The 21890-nt window shown below is 38.7% G+C and carries 20 protein-coding genes and 1 pseudogene; 5 read left to right on the top strand and 16 right to left on the bottom strand.

Going from position 1 to position 21890, the window contains the following annotated elements; translation table 11 throughout:
• Window position 1: 1 nt before the first annotated feature.
• From AC056_RS03685 to AC056_RS03670, 4 genes are all read right to left on the bottom strand, one after another.
• Window positions 2–1993, bottom strand: a complete 1992-nt coding sequence (locus tag AC056_RS03685; protein WP_077162776.1) for a PhoX family protein — start codon at window positions 1991–1993, stop codon at window positions 2–4.
• Window positions 1994–2171: 178 nt separating this feature from the next.
• Window positions 2172–2942: a twin-arginine translocase subunit TatC gene (tatC, locus tag AC056_RS03680; RefSeq protein ID WP_077162775.1), complete on the bottom strand. Its 771-nt coding sequence runs from the start codon at window positions 2940–2942 to the stop codon at window positions 2172–2174.
• The gene (gene tatB, locus AC056_RS03675) at window positions 2939–3376 is read right to left on the bottom strand and encodes a Sec-independent protein translocase protein TatB (RefSeq protein WP_039250363.1); all 438 of its coding nucleotides are present in this window, start codon (window positions 3374–3376) and stop codon (window positions 2939–2941) included. The genes tatC and tatB overlap by 4 nt, the downstream gene beginning before the upstream one ends.
• An 11-nt stretch (window positions 3377–3387) precedes the next feature.
• Window positions 3388–3606 carry a Sec-independent protein translocase subunit TatA gene (locus tag AC056_RS03670; protein ID WP_004698818.1) on the bottom strand — a complete coding sequence of 73 codons (219 nt, stop codon included), beginning with the start codon at window positions 3604–3606 and terminating at the stop codon, window positions 3388–3390.
• Window positions 3607–3859: 253 nt separating this feature from the next.
• On the opposite strand from AC056_RS03670, the gene AC056_RS03665 reads away from it, so the two are divergent.
• Entirely contained in the window at window positions 3860–4735 is an 876-nt protein-coding gene (locus AC056_RS03665; protein ID WP_077162774.1) for an AEC family transporter, read from the top strand.
• A 192-nt stretch (window positions 4736–4927) separates the two neighbouring features.
• On the opposite strand, the gene rdgB is transcribed toward AC056_RS03665, so the two are convergent.
• The 7 genes from rdgB to AC056_RS03630 form a co-directional block, all read right to left on the bottom strand.
• Window positions 4928–5554, bottom strand: coding sequence for an RdgB/HAM1 family non-canonical purine NTP pyrophosphatase (rdgB, locus tag AC056_RS03660; RefSeq protein WP_004698813.1), 627 nt, complete (start codon window positions 5552–5554; stop codon window positions 4928–4930).
• Between the two features lie 161 nt (window positions 5555–5715).
• Complete coding sequence (locus AC056_RS03655) at window positions 5716–6303, bottom strand: tetratricopeptide repeat protein (RefSeq protein ID WP_019458061.1); 588 nt, start codon at window positions 6301–6303, stop codon at window positions 5716–5718.
• A complete protein-coding gene (gene metW / locus AC056_RS03650; protein WP_031947306.1) occupies window positions 6300–6893 on the bottom strand; it encodes a methionine biosynthesis protein MetW in 594 nt (197 codons plus the stop codon). Before metW ends, AC056_RS03655 begins: the two co-directional genes overlap by 4 nt.
• Window positions 6893–8053: a homoserine O-succinyltransferase MetX gene (metX, locus tag AC056_RS03645; protein WP_025469059.1), complete on the bottom strand. Its 1161-nt coding sequence runs from the start codon at window positions 8051–8053 to the stop codon at window positions 6893–6895. The genes metW and metX overlap by 1 nt, the downstream gene beginning before the upstream one ends.
• 83 nt (window positions 8054–8136) lie before the next feature.
• Window positions 8137–9834 carry a 2-isopropylmalate synthase gene (gene leuA / locus AC056_RS03640; RefSeq protein ID WP_039250377.1) on the bottom strand — a complete coding sequence of 566 codons (1698 nt, stop codon included), beginning with the start codon at window positions 9832–9834 and terminating at the stop codon, window positions 8137–8139.
• 459 nt (window positions 9835–10293) lie between these two features.
• Window positions 10294–10977 carry a Fe2+-dependent dioxygenase gene (locus AC056_RS03635; protein ID WP_213033466.1) on the bottom strand — a complete coding sequence of 228 codons (684 nt, stop codon included), beginning with the start codon at window positions 10975–10977 and terminating at the stop codon, window positions 10294–10296.
• A gap of 107 nt (window positions 10978–11084) precedes the next feature.
• A complete protein-coding gene (locus AC056_RS03630; protein WP_077162772.1) occupies window positions 11085–13373 on the bottom strand; it encodes a TonB-dependent receptor in 2289 nt (762 codons plus the stop codon).
• A gap of 415 nt (window positions 13374–13788) precedes the next feature.
• On the opposite strand from AC056_RS03630, the gene tig reads away from it, so the two are divergent.
• The 4 genes from tig to AC056_RS03610 all read left to right on the top strand — a co-directional run bounded on the left by tig (window position 13789) and on the right by AC056_RS03610 (window position 18201).
• Window positions 13789–15123 (top strand): trigger factor, encoded by a 1335-nt coding sequence (gene tig / locus AC056_RS03625; RefSeq protein ID WP_004698800.1) that lies wholly within the window; start codon window positions 13789–13791, stop codon window positions 15121–15123.
• A gap of 193 nt (window positions 15124–15316) precedes the next feature.
• On the top strand, window positions 15317–15922 hold the full coding sequence (clpP, locus tag AC056_RS03620) for an ATP-dependent Clp endopeptidase proteolytic subunit ClpP (RefSeq protein ID WP_000289452.1): 606 nt from the start codon (window positions 15317–15319) through the stop codon (window positions 15920–15922).
• Between the two features lie 101 nt (window positions 15923–16023).
• Window positions 16024–17337, top strand: a complete 1314-nt coding sequence (gene clpX, locus AC056_RS03615) for an ATP-dependent Clp protease ATP-binding subunit ClpX (protein WP_002053318.1) — start codon at window positions 16024–16026, stop codon at window positions 17335–17337.
• 147 nt (window positions 17338–17484) lie between these two features.
• Window positions 17485–18201, top strand: coding sequence for a DUF2846 domain-containing protein (locus AC056_RS03610; protein WP_077162771.1), 717 nt, complete (start codon window positions 17485–17487; stop codon window positions 18199–18201).
• Window positions 18202–18225: 24 nt separating this feature from the next.
• Here the strand turns inward: AC056_RS03610 and AC056_RS03605 are convergent, their stop codons facing one another.
• The 5 genes and pseudogenes from AC056_RS03605 to AC056_RS03590 all read right to left on the bottom strand — a co-directional run bounded on the left by AC056_RS03605 (window position 18226) and on the right by AC056_RS03590 (window position 21756).
• A complete protein-coding gene (locus tag AC056_RS03605) occupies window positions 18226–18780 on the bottom strand; it encodes a DUF2059 domain-containing protein (RefSeq protein ID WP_004698794.1) in 555 nt (184 codons plus the stop codon).
• A 140-nt stretch (window positions 18781–18920) separates the two neighbouring features.
• Window positions 18921–19016 (bottom strand): annotated as a pseudogene (locus AC056_RS20060) (hypothetical protein); the annotation flags it as partial.
• Between the two features lie 55 nt (window positions 19017–19071).
• Entirely contained in the window at window positions 19072–19590 is a 519-nt protein-coding gene (locus AC056_RS03600; RefSeq protein WP_077162770.1) for a hypothetical protein, read from the bottom strand.
• A 5-nt stretch (window positions 19591–19595) separates the two neighbouring features.
• Window positions 19596–20150: a hypothetical protein gene (locus tag AC056_RS03595; protein ID WP_039250383.1), complete on the bottom strand. Its 555-nt coding sequence runs from the start codon at window positions 20148–20150 to the stop codon at window positions 19596–19598.
• An 82-nt stretch (window positions 20151–20232) separates the two neighbouring features.
• Window positions 20233–21756, bottom strand: coding sequence for a fumarate hydratase (locus tag AC056_RS03590; protein WP_004698789.1), 1524 nt, complete (start codon window positions 21754–21756; stop codon window positions 20233–20235).
• Window positions 21757–21890 lie beyond the last annotated feature (134 nt).

Genomic DNA, 21890 nt, shown 5'->3' with positions numbered 1-21890 from the left:
ATTATTTCTTCACAACAGATGGTGCTAGAGGATCAGCCGTAATATAACCTACCGCAGCAGCAAAACGGTCTTTGTAGTTTGCACGAACAAGAGGATCAAGCGTTGCTTTTACTTTATCGTGTAATGGAGATTCCCAGTCACCAGGGTGCTGGAAGTTACTCATAATGTAAGTCCAGCCATTTACCGCATCTACCGCGTGAAGACCTGTCGATTCAGCACCAGCAGGTGTTGATAGAATACGGCTTAATTGTTTGGTATCTACGTTATATGCCCATAAGAAGTTATTTACGTGCATACCACTGTCTTCACCAATGAAGAGCGTACGTAAGTTTTCAGAGAACTTAAGGTTATCTGGGTTGGCAATTTTATCTGCGTTTGCAGTGTTACCTAGAGCGTCAGCAGTAGTTAGGTCCTCACCCACTAAAGCTGCTGGTGGTTCCATGTGCGTTGATACCCATTCACTGTTAATGAGCTGGCCTTTGTTATCGACTTGGCTACCCTTTAACGTATGTGCATAAACTGCACCAGCTTTTGGACCTTGCACTTGAATATCAGTAGTTTTATCAACCATAGAAGTCTGGATGTAAGACATTGCAGAATATGCAATTTTGTCTTTAATGTTGACAGTTGTACCTTCCATCTTGGTGAAACCCATACTTGCACCAACTAAAGCTGCGTAACGATGCGTTTCTAGGAAAGCTGCTTCACGTTCTTTACCTGGTACAAGTTTGATCCAGTTATCTTTGCCGCTAAAACGGATTTTGGTATAGCTTGCATCTTTTGGATCAGATGTTTTTACATCCATCAGGTCGGTAATCTTGTATTGATCAGCCCAACTCTTTACTTCAGCACTTGTCGCATGACCAAGGTTAATCCAAGAAATATCACCAGCACCAGCACCTACACCTGAGGTTTGCTTCCATTTAGCCACATAGAGTGTACCCGCAGATAAGTCTTTTTCTTTGTCGGCAACAAACATGAATAAACCACCATTGGTTGCATCATCACCCATCAATGCAGTGCGGTTATCTGGCATAACTTGAATAAGTTCGTGTGAAATACGGCCTAAACAGTAATGTTTTTTGATTGAACCCGTACCATCTGTATTTACAGTTACTTCTGGTAAATGACCGTAGTGGTAAGGGTTGCCTTTAGTACTATCACCAAATAAGTTTTTGCTAAATACTGGTAAGTAGCTTCCAGCAACGTTGTTTGCGTCTGGTTCGTATTCTTCACTAGAAAGGTGAGTTCCCCATGGAGATAAGCTTGCACCACAAGTAATCCATAGACCGTTTACTTTAGAAGTATCGACATTGTGGTATTTAATAAGCGTTAAATGACCAGTTTTAGGGTCTTGGTCTAAAGTTAAAATCGCAATTGGAGATGGTAATACGCCATACATAGATATAGGCGGCAAACTTTGGTCACGAGTCGTATATTCAAATTGAACAACGTGAAATACAGGGTTACCCGTAACACCTAAAGCTTGTTTGTCTGCATCGGTAAAATCACGCCCTGTTGCTTGTTTAAAGCTAATTAAAGAGCTTCCATCTGGACAATCAGAGAAGAACTGACGTTCTTGACCAGGTTTTGATTTATCGATAATCGGCTGGTTATTAATATCAACATAACCACCCGCTAGAATTTTTCCACCTTTACCATCTGCAACAAGATCGCCAGTTGTAAAGAAAGGCTTATACGCTAATGTATAGTCAGTTTTTGAGCCATCTTCCCAACTGATTGAAAGGGTTGAACCGACAGTTGTGGTTGCCATTGCTGCTGGGTTAGCTAAAGAAGGTGCAGCCATTGAGGTAAAGGTTGCATTTTTAAAGTTTACTGTTGGCGGTGGAGTAACAACATTTGAATCATTATTGCTGTCATTACAGCCTGCTAACGTTGCTGCCGTAGCCATCGCACCTAATGGAAGAAAAGGGATCCCCGTAAACCATTTTAAAATATCGCGACGTGTTGGGTGGTTAGAAGCAGTTGTCATAATAAATCCGTAACTTTTGTGTGTATATTTGTTGAGTTGATTCTATGGATTGGAAATGACACTTTTCTTACATTTTTAAGTCACTTTGAAGACAGTTTACAGCTTGATGATTTAAACAAATGTTCAAAAATAAAAAGCCCAAATTTTAATATCTGGGCTTTTAAAGAAAAGTTGTAAATCATTCAGCAGTCTGTCTTTTTCTCTTTTCAAGAATTCTTCCAAAGAGTAAGCCTATTTCAAAAAGTAACCACATTGGAATCGCTAACATCACCATTGAAATCGCATCTGGTGGGGTAATAAACATGGCAACAAAAAAGCATCCCACAATAATAAAACGTCTCTTTTCAGCAAGACTTTGAGTATTTACTACGCCAATTAAAATTAGTAATAAGGTGGCGATAGGAATTTCAAAAGTGACACCAAACACTAAAAATAGCTTTAAACAGAAACTTAAATAACTATTAATGTCGGTCATTGGTGCTACCGTTTCAGGTGAAACGCTAATAAAGAAATGTAGTATTGCAGGCAAGGTAATGTAATAAGCAAAAGCTACCCCTGCATAAAATAGGACAATACTGCCAACCAGTAATGGAAGCGCTAAATGGCGTTCTTTTTGATAAAGTGCTGGACGAACAAAAGACCATATTTCATAAAGAATAAATGGCATGGCTAACACAAGTGCGACAAATAAATTTAATTTAAAAGGTGCCATAAAGGTTGCTGTTACATCTGTTGCAATCATTGACGATGATGCAGGAAGTTGTAACCTTAAAGGCTCAGATAGTAATTGGTAAGTATTATTTCGAAAGGGTAGTAAACAAAAAAATAAGAATAATGTTACCGCTACAATCCTGAATAAATGGCGTCTCAAAACGACCAAATGATTCATGATTGGCATTTGGTCTAGGTTTTCTTGACTATTTACAGTGGTTGAAGGCAGTTGGTTCATACGGCAATCTTCAATTCAACAGGAGATGTTTCGGCTATATCAGTTTGAGGAACTAAAGGCGTAATTTTTGCAACATACGGCACTTTGTAATGGTCTGATATAGGAATACATTTCCGAATAGGCTTTTGTGTTGTTTTCGGTTTTTCAGTAACTTCTAAATGCTCAGAAGTCTGCTGTTTTTGTATTTCTTCAAGCTGTTGTTGTACTTTCCGTTCCAATGCTTCGATGCGATTAAGTTCCTCTTGCATTTCTTTGCGGAACTCAGAAAGACGCAACTCCTGATCAATCTCATTTTGCAAATTGGTAATATATCGTTTTAGTCGAACATACCAGCGACCAGCAAAGCGTGCAGCTTCTGGAAGCTTATCTGGACCTAAAACTAAAATTGCAATAATTGCAAAACAGAGTAGCTCTGTCATTCCTACATCAAGCATGGGGGAAACCTTTAGCTTTTCACTGAAGTGCTTTCAGATGTTTTAACTTGTGCATCGATCGTACGAGGAGTATTTAAAGATGTAGCATCATCCTCTTCACGAACTGATTTTTTGAAGTCTTTTACTGCACCGCCTACATCTTTACCGATATTTTTTAATTTAGATGTACCGAACAATAAAATAACGACGATTGCGAAAATAACCACATGCCAAATAGATAAACCGGCCATAATTTTATACCTCTTTTTAGTTCGCTTTATCTCAACAGGTTGCTATGACAAGAATGTGACACTTATATTTCATTTTTAAGACAGTATCTAAAGTAAATTAGACAAGATAAGATTTTTAAAAGTATTTCTTACAAAGTTATTTGCTGTTCAGTTCATTTAATTTTAAGGAAAATTTAGGTGAAATCGGTCATACATTTCAAAATTAAAAGGTGTAGCATAACAAACTGTTTTTGATGTGTAGGTGGGGGAAAGTGTGGGATTACTATTGCCAATATTGGCATTTATCACTGGACTATTACTTGCCCAAACTTCTATCTCCGAAACTATAAAACCTATTCTTTCTGCTTGGCTTGCACGACTCCTGATTCCGATTGTGATTATTTACAACATCGTATTTTATCAATCTGGAAGCTTGAGTTTAATGCTTTTTAGTTTTGGCTCAGCGTTTATTATTTTCTTTGCTTATTTGGCTTTATTTAAAGACCGTTTATTGGCGCTTTGCGTCAGTTATACCAATATTGGATGGCTAGGTTTTCCTTTTGCCATGGCTTTATTTGGCCCTAAAGCAACTGCACCAATAGTCGCCTTATATATTGGAATGTCACTGTTTGGTAATGCTTGGGGTGTGACTGCCGTAACAACGGAACCACAGAGTAAGCTCAATATATTAAAAAAGGTTTTAACCTCTCCACCTTGTATTTCAATATTCTGCGCTGTTGTACTCAGACTTTTAGGTGCTCAACATATTGAACACCCTGCCATACACTGGATTTATGATATTGCTAAATTTGCAATGACTTTTGCTGGTATGTGTGTGCTTGGAATGTGGCTACGCCGTACCAGAGTTTATACAAAAGATTTAATCTACAGTACGAAAGCTCAAGCATTTAAGGTGGCGTGTGGATTTGTACTTTGTGGATTAACTTATAGATTTTTACCCATTCCAAATATAAGCCAGCAAATAGGAGTGATGTTTTTAATGTTCTGCCTGCCGCCAGCAGCTAATATTGTAGCGCTAGAAACACATTATCAAGGGACGGGGAGATCGGCGGCTTATATCGCTTCGGGGACGATTGTGAGTTGTGTGTGTATTGCGATTTATGCAGTGTTTTTACATGTAGTATTATAATTAATTTTAAATTTTCTTCCCCACATTTGCTTATGCGAAGGCGGCATGGATGCCGCCAGTTAGACTGTGGCACAAGGAAGTGCCATCAGTCTAACAAAAGATTTTTGCTTACTTTTCATCTTTGAAAAGTAAGGGTTGCCTATACAAAATCTAATATGTTTTAACGTTGCATATTGTGGCTATATAATCAGCTTACTTCTGTAAGCTCTCTCTAAATAACTGCATCGCTTGTCCACGATGACTAATCTTATTCTTGTCTTCTTTAGACAACTCAGCGCTAGAAACTTGTAGCTCAGGCAACCAGAACAGTGGATCATAACCAAAACCATTTTCACCACGTGCAGCTTCTAAAATTTCGCCGTGCCAGATACCTTGGAAAATTTGTGGTAATGGATCTTCCGCATGTGTGACTAAAGCAAGTACGCACACAAACATGCCTTCAATCACTTCACCATTTTTACGGTATGGTAAAAGATCATTTAATAATTTGGCATTATTCGCTGCATCGTCACCGTGTTCTCCAGCATAGCGTGCTGAATAAATACCAGGTGCACCACCTAAAACTGGAACACAAATACCAGAGTCATCAGCCATAGCAGGTTTACCTGAAATTTTAGAGGCATGACGTGCTTTAATAATCGCATTTTCAATAAAGCTTAAGCCGTCTTCAATGGCATCAGGAATATTAAGGCGACCTTGAGGAATAATTTCTACAGGTAACTTAAGTTGTTCAAAAAGTTTTTCAAACTCTGCGACTTTACCTTTGTTATTGCTGGCAAGAACTAAACTGCCCTGATCAAACCAATGTGGGGTAGACATAATAAAACCAAACTTTATAGCTAATATCGAACATGAGTTATGTTACGTGTTTTTTAAGAGGGGATATAGAGGAAAATAAATAGAATATAAAAACTAAAACCACCTTGTACAGCATACAAGGTGGTTTTAGTCGAGTAAGGTTTTTTACGGATGAACCGTTATTATTGTGCTTGGATCCATTTGTCAGCGCGGTCACGTGCTGTACGAATTTGTTCTTGTGTTAAGTTAGCTGCAAGCGCAGTTTTCTTGCCTTCAGATAAACTAATTACTTTATTGTCTAGCATGCCATCACGAGTTGAAAGCTCATACCACTGGTAAGCACCAACGTAGTTTTTCTTTTGCTCTTCCATCATCGCAAGATTATAGCTTGCACGGTTATCACCGTTGCTTGCTGCTTTTTCGAAGTATTTACGAGCCATAGACTCATCTTTCTTAACGCCAATACCATCGGCGTACATACGACCTACATTTAACTGTGCTGGTGATAAACCTTGGTCAGCAGCAGCTTTAAACCATGCGAAAGCTTGCTTCTCATCTTTTTCTACATCTTTACCATATTGGTAGTGTGTACCTAGGTAAAACTGTGCGCCTGCTTGACCAGATTTTGCAGCTTTCTGAAGGTCACTTACCCCCATTGTTGAAAAGCGTGCAGCCTGACTCGCAACCGATTGTGGCTGGGCGATATAATCTGCATGAGCCTGCATACTTAGCAGTCCTGCAAATAGTGTGCTAAATAATGTCTTTTTCATAGTGCACTCACTCGATAAATAGCGACTTCACCAAACAAATTCGGAATATGTTTGCTTAACAGGCTTCCCTGCTGGTTTCCATTGACGGCGAGTCGATTAATAATTTGTATCTGATTTTCAGCACAGAGTGCTTCAAAATCTTTAAATGTACATAAATGAATGTTCGGGGTGTTATACCACATATATGGTAAAGCATCCGACACAGGCATCATTCCTTTTAATGCAAGAAAAGAGCGAGTCTTCCAATGCGCGAAGTTTGGAAAAGTAATAATTGCCTGTTTACCCACACGCACCATGTCTCTTAATAAAACATCGGGTGCATCTACGGCTTGCAAAGCTTGTGCCATTACCACATAGTCAAAAGACTGGTCAGCAAAGCGGCTTAAACCGAGATTCAAATCTTGTTGAATAATATTTAACCCGCGACTGACGGCAATTGCAATCTTTTCTTGATCAATTTCTAAACCATAAGCACGAATTTGATGTTTTTGGCTCATATGAGCGAGTAATTCACCGTCACCACACCCTAAATCGAGCACGCTTGAGCCGGGTTTAATCCACTTTTCTGCCAGTTGTTGATCAATACGCATTAACTTGCCTCCAGTGATGTCGATTTTAAGTGTTCTTCACCGCCTAAGAAAGCGCGCATGGTTTTGACATACAGTGGAATCGGGAATAAGAACGAGTCATGGCCTTGCTCAGCATCAATATCTAAGTAACTGACCGGCTTATGATTGGTAATAAGTGCATCTACAATTTCTTGAGAACGGCTTGGTGCAAAACGCCAGTCTGTTGTAAATGAGACAATCAGGAACTGACATTTGGTTTTACCCATTGCTTCTGTAAGTGAATGACCGTATTCGCGTGAAGGATCGAAATAATCCAAAGCTTTGGTCATAATGAGGTAAGTATTGGCATCAAAGTTACGGCTGAACTGTTCACCTTGATAACGCAGATAGCTTTCAACCTGAAACTCGACATCAAAACCGTACATAAATTTGCCTGATTTTAAATCACGGCCAAATTTTTGTTTCATCGCCTCTTCAGAAAGATAGGTGATATGGCCGACCATACGAGCCAAAATCAGGCCACGTTTCGGATAGCTATCATTTTCTAAGTAACGACCATGATGGAAGTCTGGATCAGACAAGATCGACTGACGTGCCACTTCGTTAAATGCAATATTTTGTGCTGAAAGTTTTGGTGCGCTGGCAATAATCACACATTTTTGCAGGCGGTCAGGGTAGTCTACAGACCATTGTAGTGCTTGCATGCCCCCTAATGATCCACCAACAACCGCATACCAGACATCTACACCCAAACGGTCGGAAAGCATGGCCTGAGTCTTAACCCAGTCGCGTACCGTTACTAATGGAAAATCTGGCCCATAAGGGCGATTGTCATTTTCAGGGTTTGGTGAAGTTGGGCCAGTTGAGCCACTACAACCACCAATATTATTGAGCGAAACTACAAAGAACTTATTCGTATCAATTGCTTTACCCGGGCCAATACAGCTATCCCACCATCCAGCTTTTTTATCATCTTCGTGGTGATAACCCGCTGCATGATGATGTCCGGAAAGGGCATGACAGATTAAAATGGCATTTGATTTATCTGCATTTAAAGTGCCGTAAGTTTCAACCATTAATTCAAAACGTGGCAAAACACGGCCACATTCAAGATGTAATGGTTCTTCAAATTGGAACTTTTGCGGAGTGACTAACCCCACTGAATCAGCTGGAAAAGACACGGGAACATTTCGCCTTTTAAATCTTTCAGGAATAAAAAGAAAGGATACCAAGCTAGGTATCCTTTCAAAAGAGTTTTTTTAAATTAAACAGCGGCGGCAACAACCTGATCTGTACTTAGAACACCTTGATCAATCAAACGGTTGGTACATGCAATAATAGCTTCAATTGATGAGGTCACTGTGTTGTCGTGAACGCCAGCACCAAATGAGCCTCTACCTGTACCTTTCACTTGAAGTTCAATTAAGGTTAATGCTTTGGCATTTGCGCCTGAACTAATACTACGTTCTTCATAGTTCAATACGTCAATTGGTAATTGAAGTGCGTTTAAGAATGCAGAGATAGGACCATTACCTTCGCCACGAAGTTGTTGTGTTTCACCTTCAACATCTACATCAAGTTCGATAATTTGAGTACCGTTAATGTCTGATAACTTGTAGTGTTTGACTGTGTAATGTTGGTTTTTCACATCGACATATGTGTCTTTAAATAATGTCCAGATTTCTTTGGCATTAATCTCTGTACCATTCTCATCAGCGTATTGTTGAACAACTTGGCTGAATTCGATTTGCAAACGACGTGGCAATACAACGTTGTAGTTTGATTCCAATAAGTAAGCGATACCGCCTTTACCAGACTGACTATTTACACGAATGACAGCATCATAGTCGCGGCCCAAGTCTTTCGGGTCGATTGGCAAGTAAGGCATATCCCAGATTTCTTCGTTTTTCTGGTACTCGAAGCCTTTTTTGATTGCATCCTGATGTGAACCAGAGAATGCAGTAAATACCAAGTCACCTGCATATGGATGACGAGGGTGTACAGGTAAGCCAGTACATTCTTCAACTGTTGCAATGACTTCATTAATGTTAGAGAAATCTAACTCTGGCGCTACACCTTGGGTATACATGTTCAATGCAATGGCTGCAACGTCAACGTTACCAGTACGTTCGCCGTTACCAAAAACACAACCTTCGACACGGTCAGCACCCGCCATAATGGCAAGTTCCGATGCTGCAATACCACAGCCGCGGTCGTTGTGACAGTGAACAGAAATGATCACGCCATCACGACGTGCCAAATTGCGATGCATCCATTCAATTTGGTCTGCATAAACATTTGGAGTTGAAACTTCGACAGTCGCCGGTAAGTTTAAAATCACTTTATGGTCTGGACGAGCATCCCAAATTTCTGTCACAGCATCACAAACATCTTTAGCAACTTCTAATTCGGTTGCAGAGAAACATTCTGGGCTATATTGGAAAATCCAGTCAGTTTGAGGATATTGCGCTGCATACTCTTTCACTTTTTGAGCTGCATTAATTGCTAACTGTTTTGCACCATTTACATCTACATTCAACACCTTTTGACGGAAAGTTGGAGAGTTCGAATTATAAATATGTACGATTGCGCGTTTAGCACCTACTAAAGACTCAAATGTGCGTTCAATTAAATGATCACGTGCTTGAACCAAAACCTCAATGTATACGTCATCAGGAATATGATTTTCTTCGATTAACATGCGAGTAAAATCGAAGTCAATTTGAGACGCGGAAGGGAAACCGATTTCAATATGTTTAAAACCGATTTTTACAAGCATCTTGAACATTTTGAATTTTTGTTCCATGTTCATCGGTTCAAAAATTGCTTGGTTACCGTCACGTAAGTCCGTGCTCATCCAAATCGGCGCTTTTGTAATTTCATTATTTGGCCATTGGCGGTCTGGTAAATCGACTCGCTGGTACATACGGCGGTATTTTTTGCTTGGGTCAGCCAACATCATGAGAAAACTCCTTATCTCGTAGCACGGTTGCTCTAGGTATCGTGTGAAAGGCAACGTTCTACAGTTATATATGGTATCTAATACAGAAAAATTAAAGCGAATTTGAAAAGGTCTGCTCTAAAATGCAGACAAAAATTTATACGCGCGCGAGGCGCAGCATCAGGAGTTCGAGATGATGTCTTGCTTGGATAGGCGGGGCAAACAAGTAATTCGTTTTCATCTATAGACCATGAAATAGTAAGTTTAGTGGTTTGCGAATATGCTCTTTGTCTAGATATACCACATCTGAACAATGATTACACGTTGTGCAAAAGTCTTATACTTATTTTAATTTCAGTGTTCAGAAAATAATTTTCTAATTTTGCGTTGTTCGATGTTTTATGGGAAATAATTTTCACTATTTTGCCTTATTGAGATAAAAATAATTAATTAGACTAAATAAGGCAAAAATAAATAGAGTTACAGTTCTGACCACATACGGATGAGATTATGATAAATATTAGTCAGTTTCATCACTTCAGAATAACTATCGCCATGTGATTTACGTAGTTCACGTATGCTTTCATCTAAGTTAAATATAAGATGGCGTTTACTATCATCGCGAACCAAACTTTGCACCCAGAAAAAAGAGGCAAAACGAGTACCTGATGTAATACTACTGACTTCATGCAGGCTAGTAGACGGGTAGAGCACCACATCACCCGCTGGTAATTTAACTTCGTGATAGCCATAAGTATCTTCGATAACGAGATCGCCGCCTTCATATTCATCAGGTTCGCTTAGAAATAAGGTACAAGATAAATCGGTACGTAGTTGTTCTGAAGTCCCGCGTATAAGACGAATTGAGTTATCTACATGGAAACCAAAACTTTCATACTCGTCATAACGGTTAAACAGTGGTGGAATAATTTTGTGGGGAAGGGCTGCTGCTTGAAACACAGGATTTTGCCAAATTGCTTTAATGACAATATCACTTAAGTGATGTGTAAGCGGGTCTTGTTCAGAGAGTTGTTGATTTCTTTTAACAGAGGCAGACAAAGTGCCGGCAGTTACTTTACCACCTACCCAATTTGCCTCTTTCATGAGCTTGCGAAACTCTGCAACTTGCTCTTTGCTTAAAACATTGGGGATATGATGAATCACAGCAAACACCTTTTAAGTAAATACTTTATTTATAAAGATAGCCTCATTACGAGGCTATCTTTATATCTGCTTTAATTAATACCATAAATAAATTATGGAATTAAGTTTTAGTATTTAAAGTTAATGGCTAAAACGGCGTTACGACCATTGCCTTCAAATGCATAGTGAGCTGGGTGAGCACTTGTAAAATAGCGTTTATCAGAAATGTTATTGATATTAAGCTGTAAGTTTACGTTCTTGTTGACATCGTATTTAGCCATAGCATTGTAAATGGTATAAGTTGGCAAATATTTGTCTTCAAGCATTGTTGTGCCAGTATTTGTATTGGTAAATACTTTATCGCGGTATTCGGCACCAGCACCTAGAGTTAACTTAGGTAGTACTCGATAAGTAGACCACAATGTCGCACTATTTTTAGCGACGAATGGGAGCGGCTTGCCTTCTTGAGCAACTGCGTTATAAGCCGCTTTTGTCAGTTCACTGTCTAAATAGCTATAACCCGCAGAAACTTCCCATTTGTCAGTTATCTTACCGTTGAATCCGACTTCGAAGCCATCAACTTTACTTTCACCAGCATTGGTTGTGGTATTAGCATCAATAGCGATACGAGTATTTTGTTTCTCGGTACGGAAAATAGCAGCCGTTAAGTTTGCACGATTATTGAAGAGATCCCATTTAGTACCAACTTCGAAAGTACGTGCTTTTTCTGGAGATAAATCATTTGCTTGTTGAGAAGAAGTGGATAAGGCATCTGCACCGTCACCTTGGTCTACCCCAACTGGGTTTGCAGAAGTTGCGAAACTTGCATAGATACTACCATTTTCAGTTGGTTTGTAGACTAAGCCAGCTTGATAAGAGAAGTAGTCACTATCATTTTCGAATTTCTGACCAGCTGCAATACTTACGTCATTTGTATAGTTGCCGCTTGTGCTCGTTTTATCGATATCTTTAACAGTTTTATAAATATTTTTATTATATTTACGCTCAGTTTCGAATTTATCCCAACGTACACCCAAATTTAAAAGCCATTGCGGATTAAACTCGATACTATCCAATGCATAAAGAGAAACAGTACGGCTGCGAGTTGTATACTGATTTTTGATGCTACCTAAAGTATCAGTAAATGCTCCATTCATTGGATTATCTACTGAAGTACACCAGCCATTTGAAAGCGCACTGCTTACAGGACAACTGGTGTTATGTACTGTTGATGTGGTGCCAGAGGCATCAGTAAACGTATAAACACCTTGATTTGATTGTTGGTAGCTCCACTCGGCACCTGTATTAAAAGAGTGTTTAAGCGCACCTGTATTGAATTTACCTTTTAATGCAAGCTGATCGCTATAACCATCTGTGTCTACAATACGACTTAAAGCACGACGCGAAATAGTACCATTTTTCGTTACATTACCTTTTGAGTCATCGGCATTGGTATAGATGTAATCCGATTTAGATTTTGTATAAGACATCGTGTTTGATAATGTTAAATCATCAGCAAGATCTTGTTCTAATTTAAACGTGCCGATATGGTTTTCACGTTTATCAAAATCACGAGCTTTCCAACCGTAGTATGTGCCTTGTTTTACATCAATTGGTTTCCCACCAACAGGAAGGAAGGGAATACCTGCATCTGGTTCATCATTACTACGTAAATAGTAGTAGCTTAGTGTTCCACGAGTTGCTGTATCTAGGCCAAATGCAAGACTTGAAGCAATACCAGCGCGAGCATATTCCGCACCGTTGTTTGAACCAGCTTTTTCGTTTTCATGGCCCATAACAACAACACGACCAGCAACGCCATTACCAAAGTCTTTGTTTGCATCAAGTTGGATATGGCGATAGTTGTCGGTGCCACCTTGAACACTACCTTGGTAAACATCACCTTCATGGGCGACTTTAGGGATTAGGTTAATACTACCCCCAACACTACCACCGCCGCCAAGCGCAGAAGAAGAACCTTTAATGACTTCAACTTGCTCAATAGCGAACATGTCACGATTTTGAGAAGTTGAATTACGAACACCATCCACATAAACAGAAGATTGAGCGCTATAGCCACGAATATATGGCATATCGGTAAATGGGGTACCGCCTTCACCTGCGCCTAAAGTAATACCTGGTTCATAGCGTAAAGCTTCGAGTAGGGTGTTAGAGTTTGAATCTTTAATTAATTTTTGAGAAAGAATAGAAACGGATTTTGGAGTATCTAAAAGGGGAGCAACTAATTTTGAATTTGCCGACTCATCTACTTTTAAAGATTCTTCGTGAGTTGCTTGAGTATGAATGGTTGGTAGTTGTGAAACAGTTTCTTGTGCCATTGCAGTTGTTGCAATCATAGAAAGGGATGATGCGATTGCAGATGAAACAATTTTTTTACGTGTTCTAATCAATGACATGACTTTCAGGACTTAAATACAAAACGTTATGCGAATAATAATAATTCTTATTTATATGTACAGTTTGTGTTAATTGGATTTGTCGATAGGATTGTGAAGAAAATATGAAAGATTTAATCGGGTTTTGTCGCTAAAAATTGCTAATTAATTAATTATTATTAATTTTTATGAAAAACGATAATTATTGATAAATTAATTGTAATTTTAGATTTATGAAGAATAACTAAAAAATTACTTTGGCTTAAGGTTGAGTTAAAAAAAATTAAAAAATCATAAAATTATTGTGAAATTTACTGAAAAAACGGCCTTCAATTTACTGATCTGATCGGTTAATTTTGTATATCTTGAAAGTTGTCATATAATACAGCACTTTTTTTAAAACTGTTCCTACTAACTAATTTTTATCGAGGAAGCCATGCAAGTAACGACTGAAGCGGTTTCGGGCGTTGCCCGTCGTTTAAATGTTTCTGTACCGACGAGCCGTGTTAACGAGCAATTTGAAGCTCGTTTGAAGCGCACTGCCAAAACTGTGAAGATCAACGGCTTCCGTCCAGGCAAAGTACCTGCAAACGTTGTTCGTCGCGAATACGGTGCAAGTATTTATCAAGAAGTTGTGAATGACATCATTCGTGACAGCGTATTTGAAGCGATTCAACAAGAAAAAATCAATGCGGTAGGTATGCCGAACATTGAGAAAGTTGAACATAAAGAAGATGCTTTAGTTTTTGAAGCAACTGTAGAAGTTTATCCTGAAGTTGAAGTAAAAGCATTTGACGGTTTAGAAGTTGAACGTAAAACAGCTGAAATTAAAGACGCTGACGTTGATACTATGATCGAAAACTTGCAAAAACAACGTCAAACTTGGGCTGTGACCAAGGGTATGGCGAAAAAAGACATGCAAGTGACTTTTGACTTCGAAGGTTCTATCGACGGTGAAAAGTTCGAAGGCGGTTCTGCTGAAGACTTTAAACTTGTGTTAGGTTCAGGTCGTATGATTCCTGGCTTCGAAGACGGCATCGTTGGCATGAAAGCTGGTGAAGAGAAAGTAATTGATGTAACTTTCCCTGAAGATTACCAAGCTGAGAACTTGGCTGGTAAAGCAGCTCAATTCAAAATCACTGTGAAGCAAGTTGAAAAACCTAAACTTCCAGAGATTGATGCTGAATTCTTGAAAATCTTCGGTGTTACTGAAGAAGAAGGCGTTGAAAAATTAAAAGCTGACGTTCGTAAAAACATGGAACGTGAAGTTCGCAATGGTTTACGTAACCAAGTTAAACAAGCTGCATTTGATGCTCTTGTTGCTGCTAACGAAGTTGAAGTTCCAACTGCAATGGTTGCTCAAGAAATTGACCGTCAACGTCAGCAAATGGTTCAACAGTTCACTCAACAATTTGGCGGTGCTGGCGCTCAATCTTTCGACAAGAGCATGCTTCCTGACGAATTGTTCAAAGAGCAAGCAGAGCGTTCAGTTAAGCTTGGTATCTTAGTAAGCAAAGTATTAGCTGATGCTAAACTTGAAGTTGACCAATCACGTGTTGATGCTTACATCGACGACATGGCTTCTTCTTATGAAGATCCAACTGAAGTGATCGAATACTTCAAAAATGATGCTCAACAACGTCAACAAATTGAAGCTGTTGTGTTAGAAGATCAAGTTGTTGATCATATCTTAGCTGCAGCTAAAGTGTCTGACAAAGCAGTATCTTACGAAGATTTATTGAAAGAACAACAAGCTCGCCGTATGGGCTAATCTTTTGAGAAATCTGGAAAAGGCGCTATAGGCGCCTTTTTCATTTTTGGGTATGTGGTTAATTTGAGTACGCCATGCAGTACTTAGGTATAAATAATATAATATTTCAGTGCGAACCTTTTGCAATTTGAGAAATTATCCCGCATATTGTTGCCATAGGTTAAGTCACAAAAAATTTAGGAATAAATAACGTATGTATGTTCCAACAATTGAAAATGCTTTAGTTCCTGTTGTGGTTGAACAATCTTCTCGCGGCGAACGTTCTTTTGATATTTATTCACGACTTTTACGTGAGCGCGTCATTTTTCTAACTGGTGAAGTTGAAGACAACATGGCAAATTTGATTGTTGCTCAAATGTTGTTCTTAGAAGCTGAAAACCCAGATAAAGATATTCATCTTTATATTAACTCGCCAGGTGGTTCGGTAACTGCTGGTATGGCGATTTATGACACGATGCAATTTATCAAACCTGATGTAGTAACATACTGTATGGGGCAGGCTGCATCTATGGGCGCATTCTTATTAAATGCTGGTGCTAAAGGTAAACGCTATTGCCTTGAAAATGCACGTGTAATGATTCACCAACCATTAGGTGGGTTCCGTGGTCAGGCATCAGACATTGAAATTCACGCTCGTGAAATTCTATTTATTAAAGAACGCTTGAATCGTTTGATGGCAGAACATAGTGGTCAAGACTATGACACGATTGCCCGTGATACTGATCGTGATAACTTTATGACTGCACAAGCAGCAAAAGAATATGGCTTAGTCGATCAGGTATTAAGTAAGCGTCCATAAGGAGAGTTTTTAAGTGGCTTGAGTTGTTGGAAAACGCCTCCATATAGTCATTTAGCTCTATCGCTTGCCCTCATATTTAAGATTCTATTTGTGGAGAGAATATGTCCGAACATCCTCAAGGACAAAAACATTGTTCATTTTGCGGTAAAACGCAGTCTGAAGTCGGGAAACTGATTGCGGGCGAGGACGCATATATTTGTAATGAGTGTGTAGATGTCTGCTTAGACCTTGTACAAACCAGCCAACAGGTTGAAGCAGGTGACTGGGCGAGCAAGGCATTGCCAAAACCGCATGAAATACGTGCTGCGCTTGATCAATATGTGATTGGTCAGGATCTTGCTAAAAAGACATTATCTGTTGCCGTTTATAACCATTATAAACGTTTAAAAGTCGGGCAATCTGGTCATGTGTCTAAAGATGTGGAAATTGCTAAAAGTAACATTCTACTGATTGGACCTACCGGTTCAGGTAAAACATTACTTGCTCAAACATTGGCTCGTTTGCTAGATGTTCCATTTGCGATGGCAGATGCGACAACTTTAACCGAAGCGGGTTATGTCGGCGAAGACGTTGAAAATATTGTACAAAAGCTTTTGCAAAAAGCAGATTACGACGTAGAAAAAGCTCAAAAGGGCATTATCTATATCGATGAAATTGACAAGATTACACGTAAATCTGAAAATCCGTCGATTACGCGTGACGTTTCTGGTGAAGGTGTACAACAAGCATTGCTTAAGATGATTGAAGGTACTGTAGCTTCAATTCCACCACAAGGTGGACGTAAACATCCACAGCAAGAGTTCATTCAAATTGATACCTCAAATATCTTATTTATTTGTGGTGGTGCATTTGCTGGGCTGGAAAAAATTGTACAACAGCGCCAAGAAAAAGGCGGAATTGGCTTTACAGCTGACGTGAAGAAAAAAGATGAAAGCAAGAAAATTGCTGAATTGTTCCGTCAAGTTGAGCCAACTGACTTAGTGAAATTTGGTTTAATTCCAGAATTTATTGGCCGTTTACCAGTTATTGCGACGCTTGAAGAGCTTGATGAAGAAGCATTAATGCAAATTTTGACAGAACCAAAAAATGCATTAACTCGTCAGTATCAATACTTGTTCAACATGGAAAATGTTGACCTTGTATTTGAAGACTCTGCTTTACGTGCAGTTGCTAAGCGAGCGCTTGAGCGTAATACTGGAGCTCGTGGTCTACGTTCGATTTTGGAAAATGTTTTACTTGAAACAATGTATGACTTACCAAGCCGTACAGATGTAGGAACAGTTTTCATTAATGAAGCAGTGATTAATGGTGAAGCTGAACCTGTTTACAAGCCAGAACGTCAGCCTAAAGAAACAGCAACTCATGAAAGTGTTGCTAAGGCAGATTTAAAAGTAATTGATTCGAAGTCTGCTTAGATTTCATTCATCTAAAAAGCATGAATCGCGTGAGTGATTCATGCTTTTTTTGTTTTCAATTCATGTAGGTGGTGTTAATCTAAAAAAACAAAATACGCATAGTTTTGCGATATAGAAAAATCAAAAGAAAACGCTTTGAGGGATGTCATGCGTTATTTAATTATTGCATTAAGTTGTACCGCATTACTTGCGGGTTGCCATAGTTCATCACACTTGGCAAAGAATCCAGCTGAGCTGACTGCGACTTTACCTAAAGTTGATGTTGATAAAGCACCTGGTGTATTTGATCAATACCATGTGGGTGGTTTTAGCATGGGGGGATGGGTCAACCAAAAACTAGGTCAGACATTTGTACCGATTAAACCGCAAAATGAACATGCAGCAGTAGTCTATCTCTATCGGCCAGATACCAAATGGAACCGTCAGGAAATTGCAGCAATTAATTTATTTGTAAATGGCAAACGAATTCCAAGCTTATTGCATAACCATTATTACTGGATTGAACTGCCAGCAGGAAGTTATCGTATTTCTGCAAGTCGGCCTTTATTAGGTATTCATTTTCAAGAGCCAAAATATATTGATATTACGGTCGATGCAGGAACATCTTATTATTTAAAATACGATGAAGAAAACAAAATGGACCGCGGTGAACACACTGGCCCATTTATGTTAATGCAAGACAATATCGGACGTAGAGAGATTGCTTTTACGGAGCTTAAATCTTCTAGCTACAATTTTGTTGCTGAAGATGCTTCAGGAAAGATTCGACATAAACCGCAAGAGCTAAAACCAGCCAAATATGATGAAAAATCAGATGTCCATCTGATTAAACCATTTAAGTTGTGGAACCCTTTAACGTGGTAATGGCCTACAAAGGATAAAGAAAAGTTAAGACTTTTCTTTATCCTTCATGAGTGGCGCAATAATTTTAAGCATCTCTTCTTGCATATGATCACGTGCTTTAGGGTCATTAAAGGTTTGTTGTCCCAACTCCATCATGTATTCTGAAATTTGCCCCATAATCTGTACGTTTTTACGCGTAATCGATTGGCCTTCTGGGGTTTTTAAAAATTTCAGATTTGCCTGAATTTCTTCTTCAGTATATGTCTTTAAATAAATATCTTGTAAGGCTTGCGTGGTTTTTGGGCTACTAATGAGCTGGTTACTCGAATCTTTTAAAAGTAAGCCTAACTTTTTGGCGGCCTCTTTTTCTTTCGGACCTAAAGTTTTGATGCCCGTAATATTAGTGATGATCTGTTCAGCTTGTTGATCATAATAAGGCGTTAATTCATTAATTGATTCTTTCAGTAAATAATCAATTTGGCTCATTTGCATGAGTTCTTTTACTGAGCTTAATTTCGCAGGAGAGGCAAACAAGCTTGTCGTAATACAGCTTAGGCAGAGGCTGATTGAGAGATTTTTAAGAATAGGGCGGATAGTCATGAAATGACCTATATGCAATATATGGCGGGTGGGTGTATTTATTAATAACATAGATTGGCGAACTAATTGTTACAATTCTTTTCAATTTCAAAAAAAATTATAAAGCATAAAAAAAGCACCGAATTCGGTGCTTTTCTTGATTAGCCTGCTGCGGCATCGATTACTGGAATTTTTCCAATTTTCGCTTGCCAGATTTTTGGAGCCACTGCGTGAATTGAAGTACCGTTTACATCAACTAAATTATGGAATTCTTTAACTTTGTTAAAAATGAGCTGGTATTAGCCTGCTTTTTTATTCGGGAGTCAATGTTTTTAGTATTTTAAGTACTTGTTGCTCTTGTTGATAGTATTTTACTATTTGCTCAGGTTTATAATTTTCATCTTGTTGGTTTTTTATGGCCTTTTGATTTTGTTTGAAAAACTCTTGCGCTAAAGGATGTTCATATATGTGTAGTAGATAAACTAACTCTTCCTCCTCAAAAAATTTTAAATAAGGTTGAATTAGCTGTTGGATATAATAATTTTTAAAATCATCACTTTGCATTCGCTCTAATAATTGTCTTTCTATTTTAGGCGCATAATACGCTTTATCTTCAACTAAATCTTTTGAAGGAATACCTTGTAAAAGGTTTTTGCTATAGCTTTGTGCCAAACGTTCAGTTTGATAGTGTTGTATAGTCTGATCAAATAAACTTGTTTTTAATACTTCTATTGCTGTCTCTTGAGTTGGAGGCATTGCGAAGCTTGTAGTGGTTATAATACCTAATAAGATGCTAGACATTGATAATGATAGATTAATATTAAAAGACATTTTTTTTATTGTTCCTCTGTATACGGCTTTTTATACGTCAAAATATCTCGAAAAATATAAAGCATGAACTTACTTTCATCTAAATAATTAGTTAAAAGTTTAGGGAGATGATCTGCTAAATATAATTCTTTTAAAAGATTTTTTTTAACAAGTATTTGTCCAGACTCAGTTTGATAGTGTTCAATAAAATAGAGAAGACTCTCTTCTGAAACATATTGTTGAAGTTGTTTAAATACAAGTTGATATTGTTTTTCTGATGAGCTGAAAATAGGGTCTTCTTTGAGATATAAGGCTGCAATTCTTTCAGCGACTTGATATTGCTGGGGTGTAAGTAAACGTGCATCAAGAGTGGGTGCTTGAATGTGGTAAAGAACGCGTTGAGTAGCAAGTTCTAAATAATAAGCTTTTCTTATTTCATGTAATAGTTCAAAAGTTTCTCTTGAATGAGTCACTTCAAGATATTTATTAATAGTTTCTGGTTTTGCAGGTTTTGCGCAAGCACTTGTTAAGCTAAAGAAGAATAATCCAAAAAATAAAGATAACGTATATTTATAATCCATGCGAGCTCAATAAATTTTTTTATTTAAGAGTATAATCATTGAAGTAAAAAGGAACATCACATTGATGTTCCTTTTTCATTATTTATGCAGTTGCATCAGTCACTGGAATTTTTCCAATTTTCGCTTGCCAGATTTTTGGAGCCACTGCGTGAATTGAAGTACCGTTTACATCAACTGCAACAGATACAGGCATATCTTCAACTACGAATTTGTAGATTGCTTCCATACCTAAGTCAGCAAAGGCAACAACTTCAGCTTCACGAACAGCTTTAGATACGAGGTAAGCCGCACCACCAACTGCCATAAGGTAAGTTGCTTTGTTGTCTTTGATTGCTTCAATTGCTGTTGGACCACGGTCAGCTTTACCAATCATACCGAATAGACCAGTATGCTCGAGTACTTTACGTGTGAATTTGTCCATACGTGTTGCAGTTGTAGGACCAGCAGGACCAACGACTTCATCACCCACAGGATCAACAGGGCCAACGTAGTAAATGAATTTACCTTTAAGATCAACTGGTAATTCTTCACCATTGTCGATCATTTCAACCATACGTTTGTGCGCAGCATCACGACCTGTGTACATTGTACCGCTAAGAAGTAATGTGTCGCCCGGTTTCCAAGAATCCATTTCTTCTTGAGTAATGGTATCAAGGTTTACACGTTTAGACTGTGAAGAGTCCCAAGTGACTGAAGGGTAGTCTTCAAGTTTTGGTGCTTGAATATGAGCTACGCCTGTACCATCAAGCTGGAAGTGAGCATGACGAGTCGCAGCACAGTTAGGAATCATGCCGACTGGTTTACCAGCAGCGTGACATGGGTAATCTTTGATTTTAATATCAAGAACAGTGGTTAAACCGCCAAGACCTTGAGCACCAATACCGAGAGCGTTTACTTTTTCAAAGATTTCGATACGAAGTTCTTCGATTTTGTTCTCTGGTCCACGGCGAAGTAATTCGTCCATGTTGATTTCTTCCATGAGTGCTTCTTTAGCAAGCATCATGGCTTTTTCAGCAGTACCACCAATACCAATACCGAGCATACCTGGAGGACACCAGCCTGCACCCATTGTTGGAACAGTTTTAAGAACCCAGTCAACAATCGAGTCAGATGGGTTAAGCATTGCAAGTTTAGATTTGTTTTCTGAACCGCCACCTTTAGCAGCAACAGTAATATCAACTTTGTTACCCGGAACGAGTTTGTAGTGAATTACAGCAGGGGTATTATCTTTTGTATTTTTGCGACCAAATGCTGGGTCAGCAAGTACAGATGCACGAAGAACGTTGCTGTTTTCAAGGTAACCTTGGCGAACACCTTCATTTACTGCATCGTCTAAGCTCATTGTTAAATCGAATTTAACATCTAAGCCCACTTCAAGGAAAACGTTAACAATACCAGTATCTTGGCAAATTGGACGATGACCTTCCGCACACATGCGAGAGTTAATTAAAATCTGTGCAATTGCATCCTTTGCAGCTTTGTTTTCTTCGCGATCATAAGCACGGCTCATCGCTTGGATAAAGTCTTGCGGGTGATAGTACGAAATAAACTGTAGGGCGTCCTTGATTGATGTAATCAAGTCATCTTGTTTGATAATCGTTGTCATACCAGAAAATCTCTTGAGCGGGCTGTTAGCTAGCGGGCTAAATTATATGACAAAAACACAATCTTGTGGGGGATTGGTTGATGTTTTGACCAAAAGTCGAATAAGGATAATGCTAAGTGATTTAAAACTAAGAA

It is taken from the genome of Acinetobacter genomosp. 33YU (genome assembly GCF_001990725.1).
In the GTDB taxonomy this organism is placed as follows: Bacteria; Pseudomonadota; Gammaproteobacteria; order Pseudomonadales; family Moraxellaceae; genus Acinetobacter; species Acinetobacter seifertii.
The sequence above is the reverse complement of the archived record's forward strand: the minus strand, read 5'-3'. Positions and strand labels throughout refer to the sequence as shown.